We start from the raw sequence: 22,034 nt of genomic DNA, 5'->3' as shown, positions 1-22,034 counted from the left end.
GCGTCTAGTCGTCGTCGAGGTCCTTGATCGTCGCGAAGGCCTCGATGACGCCCCGGAGGTAGCGCTCGACGACGGCGCGCTCGTCGTCGTCGAGCGAGGCGTCGAGCTCGGTGAGGGCCTCGAGCATCGGCCGCAGGTGGCCGACGACCTCGGTGCGCCCGGACGCCGTCACGTGCACCTCGGTGCGGCGCCGGTCGGTCTCGTGCGGACGACGCTCGACGTGCCCGCGCTGCTCGAGGCGGTCGACGACGCCGGTCGAGGCCGCGGTGCTGACCTTGAGCTGACGGGCGATGGCCCCGGGCGAGGTCGGTGCGGCGACGACCTGCTCCAGGGCGGCCATCTCGAGCTCGCTGAGCCCGGTGCGACGCCCGATCACGCGGCGTACCTCCACCGCGGCGACGACCAGCTGTTGCACGGCCTCCATCGTCGCCGGGTTGACACGGAACTCGTTCACCATCAAAGTCTCTCACATGCTTAGCAATCAACGAGATGAGAATCTCGCGCTTGTCGACCCCGAGTCTGTCACGACCCGGACGCGGGTCGAGCGACTCCTGGACCGCCGGGTCGCCCCCGTGATCGCCCTGGTGCCCCTGCTGCTGGCCCTGGTCGCGATCGCGCTGCTCGGCGACGGTGAGCGCACCCCGCGCCCCACCGACACCGTGCCCGCCGGGTCCGACTCGGCCGAGGCCCTCCTGGCCCAGGCCGACCTGCCGGCCGAGCCCGACGTCGCGGCCGTCGTCCTGTCGTCGGGGGAGGGGGCGTTGTCGCCGGCCCAGCTCGACGAGGTGACCGCCCTCGCCGCCGACCTCGGCGCCCCGGCGCCGGCGGTGTCGGACGACGGCGCCGTGGCGCTCGCGTTCGTGCCGCTCGACACGGCGTCGCCGACCGAGAGCGCCGACGCGGTCGAGCGCCTGCGCGACCGGCTCGCCGCCGACACCCCCGACGGGATCGAGGCGCTCGTCACCGGCCCGGCGGCCGTGCAGGCCGACCTCGAGGCGGTCTTCGAGGGCGCCGACCTGCGGCTCCTCGGCGCCACCGCGCTCATCGTGGCGTTCCTGCTGGTGGTCACCTACCGCAGCCCGGTGCTCTGGGTCGTGCCGTTGGCGGTCGTGGGTGTGGCCGACCGGCTCGCCGCCGTCCTGGCCACCCAGGTCCTCGCCGCGCTCGACGTCGCCTTCGACGAGAGCACGACCGGCATCTTGTCCATCCTCGTCTTCGGCGCCGGCACCAACTACGCCCTGCTGCTCATCTCGCGCTACCGCGCCGAGCTCACCACCACCGAGTCGCGCCAGGCGGCCATGGCCGTCGCCCTGCGCCGCACCGCGGAGGCGGTGGTCACCAGCGCCGTCACGGTCGTGCTCGGCGTGCTCACCCTCCTGCTCTCGCTCACGCCGACCACCCGCGGCCTCGGCCTCGCCTCGGCCATCGGCATCACGGTGGCCGCCGCGTTCGTGCTCGTCGTCCTGCCGGCCGCCCTGGTCTGCTGCGGGCGGTGGGTGTTCTGGCCGCGGGTGCCGCACGCCGTCCCGGGCAGCACCGCGCCGGTGTCGCCGCTGTGGTCGCGGGTCGGCCGGGCCGTGTCGCGCTCGCCCCGGCGCGTCGTCGTCGCCAGCGTCGTGGTGCTCGGCGGGCTCGCCGTCGGGCTGCTCGCCGTCCAGACCGGGCTCGACGAGTCCGAGCAGTTCATCGACACGCCCGAGGCGATCGTCGCGGCGCAGCGGCTCGGCGAGTCGTTCCCGGGCGGCGCGGCCGACCCGGTCCGCGTCGTCACGCGGGCCGACCCCGCGACCGTGCTGACCGCCGTCGAGGGCGTCGACGGCGTCCTGTCGGCCGAGGTCGCCGCCACCGGCGACGGCGTCAGCGAGATCGAGGCGGTGCTCGCGGCGCCGACCGGCTCGGACGACGCCCGGACCGCCGTGCTCGACCTGCGCGAGGCCCTCGCCGGCGAGCCGGACACCTTCGTCGCCGGCACCGAGGCCTCGGCCATCGACGAGGCCGACGGCGGACGCCGCGACCTCCTGGTGATCGTGCCGCTGGTCGCGCTGCTGGTCCTGCTCGTGCTGGGCGCGCTGCTCCGGGCCGTGGTGGCACCGCTGGTCCTGGTCGCGACCGTCATCGCGACCTACGCCGCCAGCCTCGGCGCCGCCTGGTGGGTCTTCACCGGGCTGCTCGACTTCGCCGCGTTCGACACCTCGGTGCCGCTGTTCGCGTTCGTCTTCCTGGTCGCGCTCGGCGTCGACTACAACATCTTCCTGGTCACCCGGGCCCGTGAGGAGGCGGCCGCGCCGGGCACCCGCGAGGGCATGCTCCGCGCCCTGTCGGCCACCGGCGGCGTGATCACCAGCGCCGGCATCCTGCTGGCCGCGGTGTTCACGGTGCTCGGCGTGCTGCCCGCCGTCGCGCTCGCCCAGATCGGCGTGGTGATCTGCATCGGCGTCCTGCTCGACACGCTCCTGGTGCGCACCGTGCTGGTGCCGGCGATCGCGCTCATCCTGGGCGACCGTTTCTGGTGGCCCCGGACGATGGCGTCATGAGCACCCCCGCGAGCACACCGCGCCCCCGCGTCCTCGTCACCGGCGCGAGCGTCGCCGGCCCGGCGGCCGCCTACTGGCTCGACCGCGCCGGCTACGACGTCACCGTGCTCGAGCGCGCGCCCGAGCCTCGTCGGGGCGGGCAGAACATCGACGTCCGCGGGCTCGCGCGCGACGTCCTCGAGCGGATGGACCTCCTCGACGCCGTCCGCGACGTCGGCACGGGCGAGGTCGGCACCCGGTTCGTCGACGCCGACGGCGGCACGGTCTCGGAGTTCCCGACCGACGACAGCACGGGCGACGGGCCGACGGCCGAGCTCGAGATCCTGCGCGGCGAGCTCGCGCGGCTGCTGCGTGAGGCGTGCCCCGACCGGGTCACCTGGCGCCACGGCGACCACGTGGTCGACGTCGACCAGGACGACGCGTCGGTCACGGTGTCGCTCGAAAGAGGTGGTTCGGAGTCGTATGACCTGCTGGTGGTGGCGGAGGGCCCGTGGTCGCACACCCGCGGCCTGGTGATGACCGGCGACGACGAGCCGGACCTCGAGCGGCTGGGCATGTACTGCGCGTGGGCCACCATCCCGCGCACCGACGACGACGACCGCTGGTGGCGGTGGATGAGCGTGCCCGGCTCCCGGTCGGTCAACCTGCGTCCCGACAACACCGGCACCACGCGGGCGATGCTCAACTTCATGACCGACGAGACGGGCCTGCGCGAGCTGTCCGTCGACGAGCAGCGCGCCGAGCTGCGGGAGCGCTTCGCCGACGTCGGGTGGGAGGCGCCGCGCATCCTCGACGCGCTCGACGAGGCCGACGACCTCTACCTCGACGACCTCACCCAGGTGCGCTGCCCGACCTGGAGCCGCGGCCGCGTCGTCCTGCTGGGCGACGCCGCGTGGTGCGTGACCCCGATCGGCGGGTTCGGCACCTCGCTCGCGCTGATCGGCGCCTACGTGCTGGCCGCCGAGCTGTCGCGGGCGTCGTCTCCGGAGGCGGCGTTCGCGGCCTACGAGGAGTGGCTGCGGCCGCTCGTCGACGACGTCCAGGACCTGCCGCCGGGCACGCCCCGGCTCGCCAACCCTCGCTCGCGCCTCGGCGTCGCCCTCTTCAACGCCGGCACCCGACTGGCCGCGACCGGTCCGGTCCGGGCGCTGGCCTCGCGGCTGGGGTCGGGCTCGTCGTCCGACCGGGAGCTGCCCGACCTGGTCACCGACCGCTGACGCCCGGCGGTCGGCGCTCGGCCGGCCCGGATCGCCACTCGCCGCCGATCTCGGCCCGCATGACCTGCTCGACGGCATCGAGATCGGCGTCGGCGTGGGGACGGTGCAGGAACAACCCCCAGCCGGCCGCCACGAAGACGGCAGCGAAGGCGAGGGCGACGAGGCCGTCGCGAGGCACGACGGCGAGCATGAGGACGCCGCCCGCGACGAGCAGCCACCCGGCCCAGGCGCCCGTGGTCCTGATGACGACGTCCACCTGGTCGTCGTCGTGCAGGACGGCTCGGCCGAGCGTCGTCACCATGGCCTTGCCCGGCCCCATCGAGGCGTAGTCCTTGACCTCGAACCTCGTCCGGCTCCGACGTCGGAAGCTCCGGTTGGGCCCGAGGGGCCAGCTGGCCTTGCCCTGGTCGCGGTTGTCGAGCGCCCGCAGGCGGGCGGCCTCGGCGGGCGGCACGACCACGGAGTACCAGCGCTTGGCCACGGGCAGGACGCTATCCGGGCGAGGCGACGTCCTCGCCACGGCCGTCGTCGCCCGACTCGTCGGGCGCCTCCGGCTCGACAGGCTCGGCCGCGGGCTCGGTGCCGGTGCGCTCGGCGACGACCTCGTCGAGGTAGCGGACCACGACGGCGACCATCGCGACCGCCGGCACGGCCAGGAACGCACCGGTGATGCCGAACAGCGTCGAGCCGAGGGTCACCGAGAGCAGGACGACGCCGGCGTGCAGCTGCATCGACTTCGACTGCAGCCACGGTGAGAGCACGTTGCCCTCGAGCTGTTGCACGAGCACGATCACGACGAGGATGACGATCGCCCCGGTGACGCCGTTGGAGACGAGCGCGACCAGCACGGCGAGCGCTCCGACGACGAACGCGCCGACGATCGGGACGAACCCGCCGAGGAACGTCAGGATCGCCAGCGGGATCGCCAGCGGCACGCCCACGATCACGAGCGCGGTGCCGATGAGAACGGCGTCGACGGCGCTCACGATGGCCTGGGTGCGGATGTAGCCGCCGAGCGTCTTCCAGCAGCGCCGCAGCACCTCGCCGAGGTGGGCGCCGGCGGCGTCGCCGGCGGAGCGCTCGACGAGCGGGATGAACCGCCGGCCGTCCTTGAGGATGAGGAAGGTCAGGATCAACGTGATGACGACGGTGACCACGGCCGAGGTGGCCGCGCCGACCCCGGTGAGCACGCCGGAGGCGATCGCGTCGCCGCTGCTGCTGAGCCGGTCCTGCAGCGCCTGGATGCCGGCGTCGACCTGGTCCTGGGTGACGAACTCCTTCTCCTGCACCCAGTCCTGCAGCTTCTGCAGGCCGGCGCCGGCGTCGGAGACGATGTCGTCGGACTGACCGCTCACCGCCGGCGCGATCGCGAACCCCAGGCCGACCAGCGCGCCGACGCTGCCGAGCAGCACGCTGGCCGCCGAGAGCGCGGGAGGGAACCGCAGCCGTCGCTCGAGGAACCGGACGGCGGGCTCGAGCACCGAGGCGAGCAGCAGCGCCAGCGCGATCGGCAGCACGATGCTCCACAGCCGCCCGACGACCAGGCCGAGCGCGACGGCACCGAGCGCGATCAGCAGCCACCGGGCGCTCCACCGTGCCGACCAGGCGATGCCGTCGCCGATCACCTGGGCGCGGCCGGGCCGCGCGTTGAGCTCGTCGAGTCGGGTCGCCGGGGGCGTGGGGGCCATACCCGCACTCTTCCGTTGTGTCCCGCGCCGATCTTCACCCGGGTCGGCGACCGCCGGCGCGGCCCGCCGACGGACCTGCCTCAGTGACCGGCGACGTAGGGCACCGGTGCCGGCAACCCCGCGTCGGCCCGCACCTGCACGGCGAACCGCTCGATCGAGGCGAGCGCGCTGACGACGTCGTCGCTGGCGACCTCGAACGGCATCGAGTGGATGGTCTCGCCCGGCACGGTCGCGGCGTCCGCGACGATGCGCAGGGAGTCCAGGTCGTCGGCACGCAGCCCGACCTCGGTCAGGGTGTTCGGCAGCCCGACGCGGGTGGTGAACTCGATGAACTCGCGGATGTCGCTCGTCGGCGCGCCCTCCATCACGAGCTGGGCGACCGAGCCGATGTTGACCTTCTGCCCGTGCGCGAGGCCGTGCGTGGCGCCGACGGCGGTGAGGCCGTTGTGGATCGCGTGCGCCGCGGCGAGGCCGCCGGACTCGAAGCCGAGGCCGGAGAGCAGGGTGTTGGCCTCGATGACCTTCTCCACCGCGGGCGTGACCTGGTGGTCGCGGACGGCGTCGATCGCCGGCAGAGCGTTGTCCCACAGCACCTGCCAGCTCAGCTCGGCGAGCGCCGTCCCGGTCAGGGTGGGCAGGCCGCCGGCCATCGTCCGCGAGCTCGACCGTGCGGTCGCGCGGGCCTCCAGCCAGGTGGCGAGGGCGTCGCCGACGCCGGCGACGAGCAGCGAGACGGGCGCGTTGGCGACGACCTGCGAGTCGACGAGCACGAGGTCGGGGTTGCGGGGGAAGAAGCGGTACTCCTCGAACTCGCCGTCCTCGGTGTAGATGACCGACAGGGCGCTGCACGGCGCGTCGGTCGAGGCGACGGTCGGCACGTTCGCCCAGCGGATGCCGGAGAGGTGCCCAGCGGCCTTGACCGCATCGATCGCGCTCCCGCCGCCCACGGCGACCGCGATGTCGGCGCCCGTCGTCCTGATCACCTCGACCAGCCGGTCGACCTCCTTCGAGCTCGGCACGCCCCGGAAGGTCTCGCGCTGCACGGGCAGCTCGGCGTTCTTGAGCGAGGTCTCGACGTCGTGGCCGACCAGGCCCCAGACCAGGTCGTCGGCGACGAAGAGGGGGTTCGAGCCGAGCTGCGCGAGGTACTCGCCGGTCGTGTGGATGGCGCCCTTGCCCTGCACGTAACGGCCGGGGCTGATGACGGTGCGGACGGTCTTCGACACGGGTCCTCCTGGGTTCGTGCGACGACGCGGGCGGTCGCCGGCCTGAGTCGACGCTAGGGACGGCGGCGGGTCGGGGCCACGGTCCTCTCAGGCTGAGACCGGTCGTCTCAGGATGAGACGCCGGTGCCCGGGGCGGCGCGCAGCCCGTAGCGCCTGATGCGGCGGTAGAGGGTCGCGCGGGAGAGCCCGAGGTCGGCGGCAGCGGCGCCGACGTCGTCGCCCTGGCGGCACAGGGCCTCGGCGATCGCGTCGCGCTCGAGCTGCTCGAACCGGGTGAGGCCGGGTGGCGGCGGTGCCGGACGGCGCGGCGCGACGACCGTGGGCCGGGCGGCCTGACGGCCGGCGATCGCGAGCGCGGTCTGGCCGGCGAGCGCGAGCAGCAGCTCGTGGCCCTGGCCGGACGGCGTCGCGAGCCCGACGGCCCCGAGCACGCGCCCGGTGACGTCGTCCACCACGGGGGCGCCGGCGCAGGTGAAGGCCGCGAAGTGGCGCAGGTAGTGGTCGTCGCCGACCACGACGGCGGGCCGCCCGTCGGCCAGCGCGAGCCCGACGCCGCTCGTGCCGACGGCGTCCTCCGACGCCGTCGCGCCCCGCACCAGGCACACCGCGTCGAGCGCGTCGAGCACGCCCCGGTCGTGCCCGCGCCGGGCCAGGACGACGCCGTCCGGATCGGTGAGGAGCACACCCACCGGCTCGCGCACGAGCGTCGTGTCGAGCACGTCGAGCACCGGTCCGGCCGCGCGCAGGAGCCGGCTCTCGCCGTCGACGGCGCGGAGCGGCGGCGCGAGCAGCACGTCGTGCGGCAGTCCGCGGGCCGTGCACCGCTCCCACGACGACCTGATGCGCGTGGCGGTGGCGGGTGCGCGCACCGGTGGTGCGAGCCGGACGTGTGCTGTCGCGCCTCGACTCGTCATGGGACCCCCTCGCAGCGCCTCTCCGAGCACGCCCCGGGCCGGGGCGGGAGTGACGGGCGTCACGCTACGACGAAGCGGGCAGCGCCTCGACGGCCGTTCTCGTCGGGCGACAACGAGCCGACGGCCGGGGTCGGCGGGCTCAGGCCCAGCTGACGGCGACGTCGTGGTCGATGCGCGGCAGGCGGTCGAACCACGGGTCGACGCCCGGGTGGCCGATGTTGACCACCAGGTGCGTGCGCCACGGCGTGCCGGCGAAGAAGTCGGCGTCGATCGCCGGGCCGTCGAAGCCGGCCATGGGGCCGGCGGCCAGCCCGTGGGCGCGCACGGCGAGTAGGAAGACGCCGGTCTGGATGGCGGCGCTGTACTTCGCGGCGTCGCCGCGTGCCTCGGCGGGCATGCCGCCGAAGACCTCGCGCAGGGTCTCGCCACGCTCGGGGAACGTGGTGGGGAAGTGCTCGTGGAACTCGCTGTCGTAGGCGAGCACGGCCACGGCCGGCGCCGAGGCGGTCTTGGCCTTGTTGCCGTCGGACATGTGCCCGACGAGGCGCTCGCGGCCCTCCGGCGTCCGGACGTAGAGCACCCGCAGCGGCTGACCGTTGGCGGCGGACGGCGACCAGCGGGCGAGGTCCCAGATGCCGCGCAACTCGTCGTCGCTGACCGGCTGGTCGCTGAAGGAGTTGGCCGTGCGGGCCTCGGTGAACAGCAGCCCGCGGGCGGTGTCGTCGAGCGTGGTGGAGGTGATGGTCATGTCGTTCCTCGATCGGAAGAAGGAGTTGCTTGCTTTCGAGATGTTACTACTAAAACCGAAGCCACATCCAGACCTGGAGCGATGTAACATGGGCGACATGCCTGCCCGCGCCGAGACCACGCACGACCCGCGGGCGTGCGACGGCGCCCTCGTGCGGGCGTTCTCGTTCCTGGGCAAGCGCTGGAACGGTGTGCTCCTCGGCACGCTCTCCCACGGCCCGGCCGGCTTCGCCGAGCTCAAGCGCGGGCTCGGCATCAGCGACTCGATGCTCTCCGACCGCCTCGGCGAGCTCACCCGCGCCGGCCTCGTCGAGCGCGTCGTCGACGAGGGGCCGCCGGTCGCGGTGAGCTACCGCCTCACCGACAACGGCGGCGCGATCGGCCCGGCCCTCCAGGCCCTGGGCGACTGGGCGCGCGACAACCTCCCCGCCGAGCGGTGCACCGGGCACTGAGCCGCCCATCTCCTTCTCGCCCGGAGGCGGGCCCGGCCGCTCCGCCGACCGCGTGCTGCACACTCGAACCGTGCCGCGGTTCGAACAGGTCCTCCAGCGCCCCGTCGTCGTCCTCGACGGCGGCATGTCCAACGCCCTCGAGGACCGAGGTCATGACCTCTCCGACGACCTGTGGACCGCCCGCCTGCTGCGGGACCAGCCCGACGAGCTCGTCGCGGTGCACCGCGCCTTCTTCGAGGCGGGCGCCGATGTCGCGACGACGGCGAGCTACCAGGCCAGCGTCCCCGGGCTGGTCCGCGCCGGTCTGTCCGCCGAGGCCGCAGCGGGCCTGATCCGGGGCAGCGTCGACCGGGCCCGTGACGCCGCGGACGAGGTCGCCGCCTCGACCGGCCGTGAGCTCTGCGTGGCAGCCTCCGTCGGGCCCTACGGTGCCGTGCTGGCCGACGGCTCCGAGTACCGCGGACGCTACGGCGTCTCGACCGCCGCCCTCCACGACTTCCACGCGCCCCGGCTGGAGCTCCTCGCCTCAGCGGCGCCGGACGTGCTGGCGGTCGAGACCATTCCCGACCTCGAGGAGGCCGAGGTCCTGGTCCCGCTGCTCGACGCCCTCGGCCTGCCGGCGTGGTTCTGCTACTCCGTGAGCGGCGGCGAGACGCGGGCCGGCCAGCCGCTGCGCGCGGCCTACGAGGTCCTCGCCGGGAGCTCGGCGGTCGTCGCCGTCGGGGTCAACTGCTCCGCGCCCGCCGACGTCCTCGCCGCCGTCGCGACGGCGGTCGCGACCACGGGCAAGCCGGGGGTCGCCTATCCCAACCGCGGCGAGACGTGGGACGCCGGGTCGAGCTCGTGGGCGGGGCAGGGATCGTTCGACCTCGCGCTCGCGGCCACCTGGGTGCAGGCGGGAGCCCGCCTGGTCGGCGGGTGCTGCCGGGTCGGACCCGCGGACATCGCGGCACTGGCGACGACGCTGCGAGGGCGACGCCGTCGGGAGCCGGTGGGGCACCCGGGGCCGAGCGCCTAGACCGACAACCTCCTGATCCTCCGGGTGGTGCGCCCACCCCGGTTCTCGATGAACACGATCTCGCCGAACTCGAGGTGCGACCAGCCCGCTTCGTCGTCCGTCAGGGGCTCGGAGGCGAACATGGCGAGCGTGGCGTCGTCCTCGTCGCACGCCTCGAAGCCGGACGACGCCTCGTCGTCCAGAGCGCGGCGACCCAGGAGCAGGTACATCGGCTCCAGGAGCATCGAGAGGGCGTAGTCGTCGGTCCCCGCGCCGGACTCGCGCAGCTCCCGCCAGTCACCGGCCGGGTCGGTCTCGCCCTGGTGCCCGAGACCGACGTTGATCCCGATGACCCGGTTCGGCGACACCAGGGCCATCTTCAGCTTGGTCAGGGCCGGCAGGTCGAGGTCTGCCATCGCCCGGGCGATGAGCCCGACCATCGTCTCGACCGCACGCTGGACGTCGTCGTCGCTGTCGCCGTCGAGCAGGGAGAGCAGCAGCACGTAGAGGAACTCGGTGTCGGTCGTGCCCCGCATCTGCTTCAGGTACCGGTCCTCGCAGTGCTCCAGCAGCTTCCTCTGCAGGAGCATCCAGCCCGGCAGGTCGCCGTTCTGGGCGAGGATCCACGGCGTCTCGTCGAACGAGAACGGGTGGCAGTTCTCGTCGACGATGACGGCCGCCGCGTCGTAGGCGGCGGCGCGCACGTGTCCGAGCATCGTGCTCGCCTGCAGGCTCGGGATGATGCGGCCGGCGTTGTCGTCGTAGAAGGCCGCCGTGGGCCGGCGGTAGACCAACGGCCTCTCCGGCGTCAGCAGGTGCTCGCTCCAGACACCGAACCCCCAGCCCGCCAGGTGCAGGTCCGGGTAGTGCTCGGGGTCGAGAGCCTGGTTGACCAGGCTGTTCGACGGCGTGAGCAGCAGCTCCTCGAGCGGGATCTCGGGACCGACGTAGGCCAGTACTCGGCACATGTGTCCTACTTCCGGCCCGGGCCACCCCAGGGCGCCCCGATCCCGTAGGCCTCGTCCATCTCCTTCTGGGAGCGGTGGTAGGTGACGAGCCGCTCGGCCTTCATCTGGCCGCCGCCGGTATTGGTCAGCATCGCGATCGCGCAGATCGGGAGGGGCTGGCTCTCGTCGAGGCGGACCTCGATGGTCGGACCGCCCTGCTGGGTGACGCGGACGACGCCGTCGGCCTGGGCCCAGTTGGCGACGCCCTCGTAGATCATCGCGTAGATGAGGATGCGCTGGAACTTGTCCGAGTGCCGCTCGTTGATGCGCATCGTCTCGCCACCGGCGGCGGCGCCGCTGCGGTCGTCGGCGTCGAGCAGGATGAACGGGACCTCGTCGTAGTTGCCGAAGGCGCCGCCGAGCGCCTGGATGCCGCTGACCTGACCGGTTGAGAGCACGAACAGGCAGGCGAGGTCGAGGTCGATGCCCTTCGGCTTCTGCTGGAACAGGCCGCGCTTCTGGCCCGGGTTGGCCTGCGGGGCGCCCTGGTTCCAGTTGAGGTTGACGACGAACGCGCCGCCGCCGCCCTTCGCGAGGTTCACCGACTCGCCGCGCTTGGTGAGCGTGACCTTGGTGAGGTTCGGCGGGGACGACGCCGCAGGTGCCGAGGGTGCGGGCGGAGGCGGAGGCGGGGGCGGGGTCGAGGACCGGGGCGCCGGCGGGGGCGGCGGCGGCGGTGCGGCCGCCGCCGGGGGAGTCGGAGCCGGGGGCGGCGCCGCCGGTGCGTCGCCGACCGAGATGCCGAAGTTGGTGGCGATGCCGGCGAGGCCGTCGGAGTAGCCCTGGCCGACCGCGCGGACCTTCCACGCGCCCTGGCGCCGGTAGACCTCGACGCACAGCAGCGCGGTCTCGCTGGTCAGCCCGTCGGGGGTGAACGTCGCGACCGGCGCGCCGCCCGCCGAGACGGTCAGCGACAGCGACCCGAGCGCGCCGAAGGTCGCGGGTCCGCTGCCGTCGAGGCTCACGGCGACGACGACGCGCTCGATCTCGGTCGGCACCTGGCCGGGGTCGACGTCGACGCCGTCGGCGCGGTAGCGGACGCCGCCCGCGGCCGGCTGGTTGTAGAACACGAAGTCGTCGTCGCCGCGCACCTTGCCGGACGCGGTCAGCAGCAGCGCCGACACGTCGACCGGCGACGCCGACTGCACGTCGACGGCGACCTCGCCCGGTGGTAGCGACAGGTTCTGGCCCTTGCCCAACGTCGTCGACATGCGCCGAAGCCTACGGGCCGGCGGGCCGGCGCCCCGACCCGGAGAAGATGCGCCGGCACGCCCGCCCGGGTGGGAACACCCGTCCGGTCGCGGCGGTTGGATCGGGACGTGACCCGCACTGCTCGAGACGCTCCGGCCGGCGTCGGCTTCTGGATCGTCGCCGCGGCCTTCCTGCTGACGATGTCGTTCATGACGCTGCCCACGCCGCTCTACGGGCTCTACGAGGAGCGCAACGGGTTCGGGCCGTTCACCGTGACCGTCGTGTTCGCCGCCTACGGCGTGGGCGTGCTCCTCGGTCTGCTGCTCGCCGGCCACGTCGCCGACCACGTCGGACGCCGCCGCGTGCTGGTCTGGGCGGTCGCGCTCGAGGTCGCCGGCGCGATCGGCTTCGCGCTGCTGGCCGACACCGGCTCGCTGATCGTGCTGCGGTTGCTCACCGGCCTCGGCGTGGGCGGCTTCTCGGCCACCGCGACGGCCTACCTCGTCGAGCTCCACGCCCGCTGGCGCCCCGACGCCGACCCGGTGCTCGGCCGCACGGTCGCCAACGTCGCCAACCTCGGCGGCCTGGCCGTCGGGCCGCTCGTCGCCGGTCTGCTCTCCGAGCTCGGCGAGCCGCTGCGTACGCCGTACGCCGTCTACGTCGCCGTGCTGGTCACCGTCGCCGTCGCGCTCGCCCGGGTGCCCGAGACAGTGCCGGAGGACGTCCGCGCGACGCCGTGGCGCTACCGGCCGCAGCGGGTCTCGGTCGACCCCGGCGTGCGCAGCGCGTTCGTCGGGGCCGCCTCGGCCGCCCTGGCAGGCTTCGCCGTGCTGGGCTTCATCACCGCCCTCACCGGCTCGTTCCTCGCCACGGAGGTCGGGGTGCACGACCGGGTCGCGGTCGGCGCCGTCGTCACCGGCGTGCTCACCGGCGGCATCCTCAGCCAGGTCGCGCTGGCGCGCACCTCGCGCCACACCCAGCTCGTCGCGGGGGCGGCGCTCGTGGCCGTCGGCGTGCTCGTGGTCGCGCTCGGCGGCCTCACGGCCTCGCTCGCCGTGTTCGTGGTCGGTGGCGCCCTGGCGGCCGGCGGCAACGGGCTCGTGTTCGCGACCTCGGTCGCCACCGTCTCGGCGCTGGCGGCGCCCGAGCGTCGCAGCGCCACCCTGGCCGCGCTGTTCCTGGCCGCCTACGTCGGCATCACCGTGCCCGTCGTCGCGATCGGCGCGCTGCTGCTGGTCGCCGACGTCGTGCCGGTGATGGTGGGCTTCTCGCTCGTGGTCGCCGTCGTCGTGCCGGCCGGCATCGCGGTGCTGGTGCGTCAGACGTCGGCCGCCGAGGTCACGACGCCCGCACCGTGAGCGTGATCCAGTCGTGGTCCGACCCGGTCCGGCGCCGGGGGATGACCTCCAGCCCGTCGACCGGCGCGAACGCGCGCGGGTCGAGGCAGATGCCGTCGAGGCCGTGCGGCACGTAGGAGAAGCCGGCGGCCGGGAAGACGCGGTGCGGGGCGTAGCCCCAGGCCCGGTCGACCTCGCTCAACAGCCCGCAGGGCACGCGGTAGTTGTAGTCACCGCCGCCGAGCAGCGGCCACCCGTCGTCGGCCTGGCGTTGCTGCAGCTCGGTCTCGGCCCGCACGTGGGCTCGGTACTCGGCCGTGCCCCGCGCCGAGCGCCGGACGCCGCCGTCGGGCCGTTGCACGAAGGCGTTGCGGTGGGTCGACCAGCCGAGTGCCCGCACGCCACCGGGCAGCACCAGCCGCGCCCACACGCCCCAGCGGTCGTGGGCGACGAGCGAGCGGGGCACGGCCTCGGAGAGCTGGACGACGTCGGCGTCGACGACCTGCACGTCGTCGCGGACCAGCAGCCCCACCTCGCGGCTGCCGTGGCTGCCCCGGTCGCCCGGGCGTCGTCCGAGGTACTGGTAGCCGTCGATCGCGGGCAGCACCGACTCCCAGCCGCCGCGGGCCTCGCTCACCGCGACCAGGTGCGGCTCGTCCTCGACCAGCACCGGCGCGTCGTCGGCGGCCCGCGGGTTGCGCACGTAGAGGTTGGCCGCGCGCACGCGGAACGGCCCGGTCACCCGCGCTCCCGGCCCGGGACGACGAGCCCGCTCTCGTAGGCCACGACGACGCCCTGGGCGCGACTCGCCAGGCCCAGCTTGGCCATCACGCGCTTCACGTGGGTCTTCACGGTCGACTCGCTCAGCACGAGACGGTCGGCGATCTCCTCGTTGCTGAGGCCGTTGCCGACCAGCTGGAGCACCTCGGTCTCGCGCGGCGTGAGCCCGCCGAGCGCCGCGTGGTCGGGACGCCGCGTGGCGTGCCGGTCGGCGTAGGTCTCGACGAGCCGCCGGGTCACCGTGGGGGCGATGAGCACGTGGTCGGCGACCGCGAGCTCGAGAGCGCTGAGGATCCGGTCGGGAGGCGTGTCCTTGAGCAGGAACCCGGCCGCGCCGGCGCCGAGGGCGGCGACGACGTACTCGTCGAGGTCGAACGTGGTCAGCACGACGACCCTGGTCTGCTCGGCCAGCGCGGGGTCGCCGAGGATGCGGCGGGTGGCCTCGATGCCGTCGGTGCCGGGCATCCGGATGTCCATGAGCACGACGTCGGGGCGCAGCTCGGCGGCGAGCCGCACGGCCGTCTCGCCGTCGCCGGCCTCGCCCACGGGCTCGAACCCCGGCGCCGCCGACAGCAGCGCGACCAGGCCGCCCCGGATGAGCGCCTGGTCGTCGACCACGAGCACCCGGATGGTCATGTCAACGCCCCGCTGAGCGGCCCGACGAGCGCCGCCGTCGACGCCACCGGCAGCCGCAGCCGGACGACGAACCCGCCGCCGGGCTCGGGGCCGGCCTCGAGCACGCCGCCGTAGAGCTCGGCGCGCTCGCGCATGCCGGTGATGCCGAACCCGGGTGTCGGCACGCCGTCTACAGGGCCGGAGCCGCCGCCGTCGTCGACCACCTCGAGGGTCAGCACGCGGTCTCCGTGGTCGAGGTGGAGCCGTGCCCGGTCTACGCCGGCGTGCTTGAGCACGTTGGTGAGCGACTCCTGCGCGACCCGGAACACGCACAGCTCGCGCCCGGCGCCGATCGGTCGTGCGGTGCCGGTGCGGGTCACGGCGACGCGCAGGCCGGCCGCCGCGAGCCGGTCGACGAGCTCGTCGAGGTCGGCGACCCCGGGCTGAGGAGCCCGGTCGCCGGGCTCCTCGGTGCGCAGCGCCTGCAGCATCCGGCGCATGTCGGCCAGTGCCTCCCGGCTCGCCTCGCTCGCGTGGTCGATCGCCGTGCGGGCGGCGACGGTGTCGGTGTCGACGACGAAGCGCGCCACGCCGTTCTGCAGCGCGACCACCGACATGTGGTGCGCGACGACGTCGTGCAGCTCGCGCGCGATGCGGGTGCGCTCGTCGGCCACCGACCGCTCGGCCAGCAGTGCGGCCTCTTGCGCGCGGTGGGCCCACCGACGCGTGCTGTCACCGAGAGCCCACGCGCACAGCAGCACGACGACAGCCTGTCCGGTCAATGCCGCGGAGACGCCGTCGACGCTGAGGTAGGAGGCCAGCAGGGTGGCCAACGGCAGGGGGAACAGCATCGCCACGGTCGCGCGCGGGCGCAGCGTGGCGACGGTGAACAGCGCGATGACCATGCCGACCGCCGAGCTCGGGGAGTCGCCGTAGCCGAGCAGGGCGTAGCCGGCGAGGGCGAGCGACGTGGCCGCGAGGGTCGCGGCCGGTGCGAGCTGCCGGACGGCGAGCGGGGCCACGGACAGCACCGCCAGGACGACGCCCGCGGGCCCGACGTCGCCGTCGACGACGACCACGAGCGACAGCGCGGTGAGCATCAGCGCCAGCAGCACGTCGACCAGCACCGGGGTCCGCAACAGCCGCATGGGCCTCACCCTAGGGAGGGTCGGACGCCGGTGTCGTCGCCCGTCGGGGGCATCCGGTGTACCCCGCACGGGGTAGGCCAGGTGACCGCCTCGGAGGGACGACGCGACGCGCCGCAGCCGACAGCGTGGACCCATGAGATCTTCTCGGTGCACCACACGACTGACCGCCACGATCGCGACGCTCGCCGTCGCGGCCCTGATCGCCCCCGTCGCCCCGGCCGCGCCGTCGTCGGCGCAGGACGCCGAGCGCGCTCGCCCGAGCCTCCGCGCCACGTTGCAGCAGGACGCCACGGACCTCCTCGCCCAAGGCGCCCCGGGCGTGCTGGCCGACGTCCGCACCCCGCGCGGCGTGCTGAAGGTGCGCGCCGGCGTCGCCGACACCCGCACCGGGCGGCCGGTGCCGTGGAACACCCGCTTCCGCGTCGGCAGCCTCACCAAGCCGTTCGTGAGCACCGCCCTCCTGCAGCTCGTCGGGCGGGGCCGGCTCTCGCTCTCCGACACGGTCGACGACTGGTTGCCCGGGCTCGTGCGCGGCCACGGCAACGACGGCCGCAAGGTCACCGTGCGCCAGCTCCTGCAGCACACCAGCGGGCTGCCGGAGTACCTGCAGGGGATGCCGTGGCTGTTCAGCCAGGAGGGCTTCGAGGCCCACCGGTTCGACACCGTCACCCCGCGCCAGGCCGTGCGGACGGCGATGCGGTACCGCCCCGAGTTCAAGCCGGGCACGTCGTGGAGCTACTCCAACACCAACTACCAGCTCGCCGGCATGGTCATCGAGGCGGTCACCGGCCGCCCGTGGCAGCGCGCCGTGCGCCGTGGGATCCTGCGCCCGCTCGGGCTCGACCAGACCGTCCTGCCCGGCACCTGGTCGGGGCTGCCGAAGCCGCACGCCGTCGGCTACGAGCGGTTCGCCGGACCCGACGCCACTCCGGAGGACCCCGGCTACGGCGACCCGATCGACGCCACCCGGCAGAACCCGTCGTGGGGCGGAGCCGCCGGCGACATCATCAGCACCACCCGTGACACCAACCGCTTCCTGCGGGCGCTGGTGACCGGCCGCCTCCTCAAGCCGGCCCAGCAGCGACAGCTCATGCGCACGGTCCCGGTCAACGAGGCGTTCGACCAGAACTGGCCCGGCGCGCAGTACGGCCTCGGGCTGCTACGCATCCCCGTCTCCTGCGGTGTCGCGTGGGCCCACGGCGGCGACATCATGGGCTTCCAGACCCGCAACGGCGTGCTCGAGAACGGCCGGCGCAGCGTGATGATCACGATGAACACCGACTCGTTCGTGCCCGAGCCCGGCGCCCCGGTGCTCACCGAGGACAAGACGAACACGCTGATCGACCACGCCCTCTGCCCCCGCTGACGATCGCGGTCCCGACCGGGCCCGACCCCCGGAACCTCCGGCGGTCGGGCCCTGTCGGGACCTCGCCGCGCGTGCTTTGCTGGCCTCGTGACCGACAACGACGTCGACGTCCTCGTAGCCGCCCTCCCGCCCGGGGTGGTCGCCGTCGACCCCGACGTCGTCGAGCCCTACCGCTGGGACTGGTCGCACGACGTGAGCGCCGGGACGCCGCTCGCCGTCGTCCGGGCCGAGCACGCCGAGCACGTGCAGACCGCGGTGCGCTGGGCGGCCCGCCACGGGGTGCCCGTCGTCCCGCGTGGCGCCGGCAGCGGCCTGTCGGGCGGCTCGTCGGCCGTCGACGGCGGCATCGTGATCAGCATGGAGCGCATGCGCGCGATCGAGATCGACACCGAGTGCCGCGTGGCCGTCGTCGAGCCCGGCGCGCTCAACATCGAGGTCAAGCACGCGGCCGGCGAGCACGGCCTGTGGTACCCGCCCGACCCGTCGTCCTACGAGATCTGCTCCATCGGCGGCAACGTGGCCACCAACGCCGGCGGCCTGTGCTGCGTGAAGTACGGCGTCACCACCGACTACGTGCTCGGCCTCGACGTCGTGCTGGCCGACGGCACCCTGGTCACGCTCGGCGGCAAGCGCATCAAGGACGTCGCCGGGCTGTCGCTGCTCAAGCTCTTCGTCGGCAGCGAGGGCACGCTCGGCATCGTCACGCGCGCCATCCTGCGCCTCGTGCCGGCGCAGGCCCTGCGCTCGACCCTCGTCGCGTCGTTCGGATCGGTCCGCGCCGCAGCCGACGCCGTCGTCGAGATCGGTCGGACGCTGCGTCCGTCGATGATGGAGCTGATGGACCGCACCTCGATCAACGCCGTCGAGGACTTCAAGCCCATGGGCCTCGACCGCACCACCGAGGCGCTGCTGGTCGCGCAGTCCGACGCGCCGGGCGCAGCGCGCGCCGAGGAGATCGAGGTGATGCGCCTGGCGTGCGAGGCCCACGGCGCCGAGGTGTTCGTGACCGACGACCCCGACGAGGGCGAGATGTTCGTGGCCGCGCGACGCATGGCGTTCAACGCCATCGAGGCCCGCGGCTCGTTGCTGCTCGAGGACGTCGGCGCCCCGATCCCGCTGCTGCCCGACCTCCTCGTCGCCATCGCCGCCATCGCGACCGAGCACGACGTCGAGATCCCCGTCGTCGCGCACGCAGGTGACGGCAACACCCACCCGATCATCGTCTACACGCCCGAGTCGGAGCAGCGCGCCCGGCTCGCCTTCGACGAGGTCATGCGGGCCGCCATCGCCATCGGGGGCACCATCACCGGCGAGCACGGCGTCGGTCGTGCCAAGGCCCACGCCCTGCCCGACCAGCTCGGCCCCGACGTCATGGAGCTCAACCGGCGGGTCAAGGCCGCCCTCGACCCGCGCGGGCTGCTCAACCCGGGGGCCCTAGGGCTGTAGGGCGGTTTCCGTCGGCTTTCGGTACCGCCTCCTACGGTGGTGGCATGCGCCGAGGGCTGGTCGCGATCGCTGCGACGACACTGCTGCTGACCGCGTGCTCCGGCGAGACGGGGTCCGACGACGACGCCGCACCGTCCCCGGAGGCCGCGGCGACGTCGTCCTCGACGCCGCCCGGTACGCAGGAGACCGAGCCCGCCGAGCCCGTCGAGCCCGTCGAGCCCGCGCAGCCGGCTGAGCCGCCCGGGCCCGCCGTCCCCGCCGTGTCGGTGCCCGGCCTCGCCGAGCAGGAGCACCGAGGCGACCGGCTGCGGCTGGGCGCCGTGCGCGAGGAGACCGCGAGCTTCACCTCGTACGACGTGACCTACCGCAGCACCAGCACGACCCGCCGCGGCGAGGAGTCGTACACGATCTCCGGCGTGCTCAACGTGCCGAAGGGCCGTGGGCCCTTCCCGGCCGTGGTGCTCGCGCACGGCTACATCGATCCCGCGGTCTACGTGCGCGGCCAGGGCATGACGCGCGAGCGCGGCTACCTCGCCGACCGCGGCTACATCGCGCTGCACGTCGACTACCGCAACCACGCCGAGTCCGACGACGACCCGGACTTCCAGGTGCGCATGCGCATGGGCTACAGCGCCGACGTCATCAACGCCGTGAAGGCGCTGCGCAACGCCCCCGACGTCCCGGTGGCCAAGCGGCGGATCGCGATGTTCGGCCGCTCGATGGGCGGTGGCGTCGTGCTCAAGGCGCTCGTGGCCGAGCCCGGGCTCGTGCGGGCCGCGGCCCCGTGGGCCTCGGTGTCGTCGCTCGAGGCCCAGAACTTCGAGCAGTTCCAGGCCGACGACCCCAGCGACAGCCGCGACACCGACGAGCTCGCCCGCCGCCACGGCCTGCCCGACGAGGCGCCCGCCTTCTGGCGCCAGAACTCATCGCGGCCCTACTTCGACCGGATCACCGAGCCGGTGCTGATGGTGCACGGCCGTTTCGACGACACCTGCCCGCCGCCGTGGGCCACCGCCACCCACCGCGCCCTCCGTGCGGCCGGCGTCGACTCGACGCTGCAGTGGTACGACGACGGCCACGCCTTCGGCCCGGCGTTCTTCGCCGCCATGGACCGCACGATCGAGTTCTTCCGGGCCAACGGCGTCTGAGGCGTCCGGCCCCTCCTTCCGTGCGGGTGCGCCCACTAGCCTGCAGAGCATGACGATCCTCGATCGCCGGCTCTTCGGACCCGGCCCGTCGAACCCCTATCCCGAGGCCACCGCCGCTCTCGGCCTGCCGCTGCTGGGTCACCTCGACCCCGCGTTCGTGGCGATGATGGACGAGACGTGCGACATGTTGCGCACCGTCTGGGGCACGACGAACGCGCGCACGCTGCCGATCTCGGCCACGGGCAGCGCCGGCATGGAGGCCGCGTTCGTCAATACGGTCTCCGACGGCGACGTGGTGGTGGTCGCGGTCAACGGCCTGTTCGGCCAGCGGATGGCGGAGGTCGCCCGTCGGTGCGGGGGCGAGGTCGTCGAGGTCGAGCACGCGTGGGGCACCCCGGTCGACGTCGACCGCGTCGTCTCGGCGCACCCGCACCCGAAGGTGATCGCGGCCGTGCACGCCGAGACCTCCACCGGCGTCCGCTCCGACATCGCCGCCCTCGGTGCCGCCAAGGGCGACGCGCTGCTGCTCGTCGACGCCGTCACCAGCATCGCCGGCATCGACCTGCAGGCCGACGCGTGGGGCATCGACGTCGGCTACGCCGGCACCCAGAAGTGCCTCGGTGTCGCGCCCGGCCTGGCGCCGTTCACCATCGGCGAGCGCGCGTGGGAGCGCCGCGTCGAGAAGCCGCGCTCGTGGTACCTCGACCTCGGCCTGCTCGGCGGCTACGTCGGCGAGGCCGGCACCAAGGGCGGGGCTCGCACCTACCACCACACGGCGCCGGTCGCGATGGTCGCCAGCCTGCACGCGGGCCTGACCCGCATCCTCGAGGAGGGCCTGCCCGCCGTCCACGCCCGGCACCAGCAGGCCGGCCACCTCCTGCAGGCCGGGCTGGTCGAGATGGGCCTCGAGCTCTTCGCCGACGCCGGCTGCCGCCTGCCCGAGCTGACCACGGTCAAGGTCCCCGACGGCGTCGACTCGGCCGCCGTCCGGCGCGAGCTGCTCGAGCGGTTCGGCATCGAGATCGGTGCCGGCGCCGGACCCTACGCCGCCACGGTGTGGCGCATCGGCCTGATGGGCCACAACGCCCGGCCGGACGCCGCCCTCCTCGTGCTCGCCGCCCTGCGCGACGTCCTCGGTCGCTGAGGACGCGCGAGATGAGCACCGACGACCTCGCCCAGCGCCTCCTCGACGCGCACGTGCGGCACGAGGTCGAGCGCCTGACCGGCGAGCTGCTCGCCGAGGACGTCTCCGACCTCGTCCACTCGCTCTTCGACACCGTGGGCGACCAGCAGGTCGCCGACCTCGTCGACACGCGGGTGGTGCACGAGGTCGTCGAGCGGCTGCTCGTCTCGGTGCCCGGCAGCGCGGCCGTCGCCGGGCTGGTCGAGATGGTGCGCGACGTCGTCCGCGAGGGACCCGACGAGCGGTTCGCCCTCGGCGACGTCGTCGAGCGCGGCCAGGTGGAGGCGCTCGTCGACGCGCTGCTCGGCCTGACACCGGTGCTCGAGCGCGTGCTCACCCGGCTGCAGGACAGCCCGATGGTCGGGGCGATGGCGTCGCGGTTCATGGCCCGCATCGTCGGCGAGGTGATGCAGACCAACCAGGCCATCGCCGACAAGGTGCCCGGCCTCGGATCGCTGCTCTCGTTCGGCACGGCCGCCGCCAAGCAGGTCGCCGGTGCCGCCGGCAGCCCGTTCGAGGCGCTGGTCGGCGACGCCGTCGGCAAGGGCAGCACCTTCGCCGTCGGCCGGATGAACCACATCCTGCTCGAGACGCTGCGCGACCCGACCACGCGCGACGCCGTCCTGCAGGCGTGGGACCTCGCCGCCGCCGAGCCCGTCCGCGGCGCCGGCGACGACGCGGCCGCCGAGGAGGCTGCCGAGCAGTGGGGCGCGGTGGTGCACGCCGGCCACGACGTCGTCGTCACCGTGCTGGGCGACGAGCGCACCGTCGCCTTCGGGCGGGCCATCCTCGAGGCGTTCGTCGAGCGGTTCGGCGGCTACACCCCGGTCGAGCTGCTCGACGAGCTCGACCTCGACCGCGCCGACGTCGTCGACGACGTCGTGCGCCTCGCGCCGGCGTTCCTCGCGCCGCTGCTCGAGTCGGGCGACCTCGAACGGCTCGTGCGCGACCGGCTCGAGCCGTTCTACCGCTCGGCCGCTTTCGCCGAGGCGGCTCGCGGCTAGCCGCCGCTGGGTGGGACGTGGTCCGTTCCGTTCG

At 74.0% G+C, this 22,034-nt stretch carries 21 protein-coding genes; 10 read left to right on the top strand and 11 right to left on the bottom strand.

Annotated elements, in window-relative coordinates; genetic code table 11:
- Window positions 1–4: 4 nt before the first annotated feature.
- Window positions 5–454, bottom strand: a complete 450-nt coding sequence (locus tag ABFT23_RS01590) for a MarR family winged helix-turn-helix transcriptional regulator (RefSeq protein WP_347892079.1) — start codon at window positions 452–454, stop codon at window positions 5–7.
- Window positions 455–572: 118 nt separating this feature from the next.
- Here ABFT23_RS01590 and ABFT23_RS01585 point away from each other — a divergent pair, with 118 nt between their 5' ends.
- Both ABFT23_RS01585 and ABFT23_RS01580 read left to right on the top strand, forming a co-directional pair.
- A complete protein-coding gene (locus tag ABFT23_RS01585) occupies window positions 573–2,534 on the top strand; it encodes an MMPL family transporter (RefSeq protein ID WP_347892077.1) in 1,962 nt (653 codons plus the stop codon).
- Window positions 2,531–3,751 (top strand): FAD-dependent monooxygenase, encoded by a 1,221-nt coding sequence (locus tag ABFT23_RS01580; protein WP_347892075.1) that lies wholly within the window; start codon window positions 2,531–2,533, stop codon window positions 3,749–3,751. The genes ABFT23_RS01585 and ABFT23_RS01580 overlap by 4 nt, the downstream gene beginning before the upstream one ends.
- Here the strand turns inward: ABFT23_RS01580 and ABFT23_RS01575 are convergent.
- The 5 genes from ABFT23_RS01575 to ABFT23_RS01555 form a co-directional block, all read right to left on the bottom strand.
- Window positions 3,738–4,232 (bottom strand): hypothetical protein, encoded by a 495-nt coding sequence (locus ABFT23_RS01575; protein WP_347892073.1) that lies wholly within the window; start codon window positions 4,230–4,232, stop codon window positions 3,738–3,740. The genes ABFT23_RS01580 and ABFT23_RS01575 overlap by 14 nt on opposite strands.
- A gap of 10 nt (window positions 4,233–4,242) precedes the next feature.
- Window positions 4,243–5,439 carry an AI-2E family transporter gene (locus tag ABFT23_RS01570; protein ID WP_347892071.1) on the bottom strand — a complete coding sequence of 399 codons (1,197 nt, stop codon included), beginning with the start codon at window positions 5,437–5,439 and terminating at the stop codon, window positions 4,243–4,245.
- A gap of 80 nt (window positions 5,440–5,519) precedes the next feature.
- Entirely contained in the window at window positions 5,520–6,665 is a 1,146-nt protein-coding gene (locus ABFT23_RS01565; protein ID WP_347892069.1) for a glycerol dehydrogenase, read from the bottom strand.
- Window positions 6,666–6,772: 107 nt separating this feature from the next.
- Window positions 6,773–7,579 carry a GAF domain-containing protein gene (locus tag ABFT23_RS01560; RefSeq protein WP_347892067.1) on the bottom strand — a complete coding sequence of 269 codons (807 nt, stop codon included), beginning with the start codon at window positions 7,577–7,579 and terminating at the stop codon, window positions 6,773–6,775.
- A 139-nt stretch (window positions 7,580–7,718) separates the two neighbouring features.
- Complete coding sequence (locus ABFT23_RS01555) at window positions 7,719–8,327, bottom strand: malonic semialdehyde reductase (protein ID WP_347892065.1); 609 nt, start codon at window positions 8,325–8,327, stop codon at window positions 7,719–7,721.
- A 97-nt stretch (window positions 8,328–8,424) separates the two neighbouring features.
- On the opposite strand from ABFT23_RS01555, the gene ABFT23_RS01550 reads away from it, so the two are divergent.
- Both ABFT23_RS01550 and mmuM read left to right on the top strand, forming a co-directional pair.
- Entirely contained in the window at window positions 8,425–8,778 is a 354-nt protein-coding gene (locus ABFT23_RS01550; protein ID WP_347892063.1) for a winged helix-turn-helix transcriptional regulator, read from the top strand.
- A gap of 70 nt (window positions 8,779–8,848) precedes the next feature.
- On the top strand, window positions 8,849–9,796 hold the full coding sequence (gene mmuM / locus ABFT23_RS01545; RefSeq protein ID WP_347892061.1) for a homocysteine S-methyltransferase: 948 nt from the start codon (window positions 8,849–8,851) through the stop codon (window positions 9,794–9,796).
- On the opposite strand, the gene ABFT23_RS01540 is transcribed toward mmuM, so the two are convergent.
- Complete coding sequence (locus ABFT23_RS01540) at window positions 9,793–10,743, bottom strand: class II glutamine amidotransferase (RefSeq protein ID WP_347892059.1); 951 nt, start codon at window positions 10,741–10,743, stop codon at window positions 9,793–9,795. The two genes, mmuM and ABFT23_RS01540, sit on opposite strands and share 4 nt — an antisense overlap.
- A 5-nt stretch (window positions 10,744–10,748) precedes the next feature.
- Window positions 10,749–11,993 (bottom strand): TerD family protein, encoded by a 1,245-nt coding sequence (locus ABFT23_RS01535; protein ID WP_347892058.1) that lies wholly within the window; start codon window positions 11,991–11,993, stop codon window positions 10,749–10,751.
- A gap of 108 nt (window positions 11,994–12,101) precedes the next feature.
- On the opposite strand from ABFT23_RS01535, the gene ABFT23_RS01530 reads away from it, so the two are divergent.
- On the top strand, window positions 12,102–13,331 hold the full coding sequence (locus ABFT23_RS01530; RefSeq protein WP_347892057.1) for an MFS transporter: 1,230 nt from the start codon (window positions 12,102–12,104) through the stop codon (window positions 13,329–13,331).
- On the opposite strand, the gene ABFT23_RS01525 is transcribed toward ABFT23_RS01530, so the two are convergent.
- The 3 genes from ABFT23_RS01525 to ABFT23_RS01515 are packed head-to-tail and all read right to left on the bottom strand — an operon-like array spanning window position 13,312 to window position 15,853.
- Window positions 13,312–14,052: a hypothetical protein gene (locus ABFT23_RS01525; RefSeq protein WP_347892056.1), complete on the bottom strand. Its 741-nt coding sequence runs from the start codon at window positions 14,050–14,052 to the stop codon at window positions 13,312–13,314. The genes ABFT23_RS01530 and ABFT23_RS01525 overlap by 20 nt on opposite strands.
- Window positions 14,049–14,726, bottom strand: coding sequence for a response regulator transcription factor (locus ABFT23_RS01520; protein WP_347892055.1), 678 nt, complete (start codon window positions 14,724–14,726; stop codon window positions 14,049–14,051). The genes ABFT23_RS01525 and ABFT23_RS01520 overlap by 4 nt, the downstream gene beginning before the upstream one ends.
- On the bottom strand, window positions 14,723–15,853 hold the full coding sequence (locus ABFT23_RS01515; protein ID WP_347892054.1) for a sensor histidine kinase: 1,131 nt from the start codon (window positions 15,851–15,853) through the stop codon (window positions 14,723–14,725). The genes ABFT23_RS01520 and ABFT23_RS01515 overlap by 4 nt, the downstream gene beginning before the upstream one ends.
- Window positions 15,854–15,986: 133 nt before the next feature.
- Between ABFT23_RS01515 and ABFT23_RS01510 the strand changes: the two genes are divergently transcribed.
- The 5 genes from ABFT23_RS01510 (at window position 15,987) to ABFT23_RS01490 (ending at window position 22,000) form a co-directional block, all read left to right on the top strand.
- Window positions 15,987–17,219 (top strand): serine hydrolase domain-containing protein, encoded by a 1,233-nt coding sequence (locus tag ABFT23_RS01510; RefSeq protein ID WP_347892052.1) that lies wholly within the window; start codon window positions 15,987–15,989, stop codon window positions 17,217–17,219.
- A gap of 87 nt (window positions 17,220–17,306) precedes the next feature.
- Window positions 17,307–18,665, top strand: a complete 1,359-nt coding sequence (locus ABFT23_RS01505; protein ID WP_347892051.1) for an FAD-binding oxidoreductase — start codon at window positions 17,307–17,309, stop codon at window positions 18,663–18,665.
- Between the two features lie 44 nt (window positions 18,666–18,709).
- The gene (locus ABFT23_RS01500) at window positions 18,710–19,813 is read left to right on the top strand and encodes an alpha/beta hydrolase family protein (RefSeq protein ID WP_347892050.1); all 1,104 of its coding nucleotides are present in this window, start codon (window positions 18,710–18,712) and stop codon (window positions 19,811–19,813) included.
- A gap of 49 nt (window positions 19,814–19,862) precedes the next feature.
- Entirely contained in the window at window positions 19,863–20,957 is a 1,095-nt protein-coding gene (locus tag ABFT23_RS01495) for a pyridoxal-phosphate-dependent aminotransferase family protein (protein ID WP_347892048.1), read from the top strand.
- Between the two features lie 11 nt (window positions 20,958–20,968).
- Window positions 20,969–22,000, top strand: a complete 1,032-nt coding sequence (locus ABFT23_RS01490; RefSeq protein ID WP_347892047.1) for a hypothetical protein — start codon at window positions 20,969–20,971, stop codon at window positions 21,998–22,000.
- Window positions 22,001–22,034 lie beyond the last annotated feature (34 nt).

It is taken from the genome of Nocardioides secundeburneus (genome assembly GCF_039939255.1).
Classification (GTDB): Bacteria; Actinomycetota; Actinomycetes; order Propionibacteriales; family Nocardioidaceae; genus Nocardioides.
This window is presented reverse-complemented; position numbering and strand designations above follow the sequence as displayed.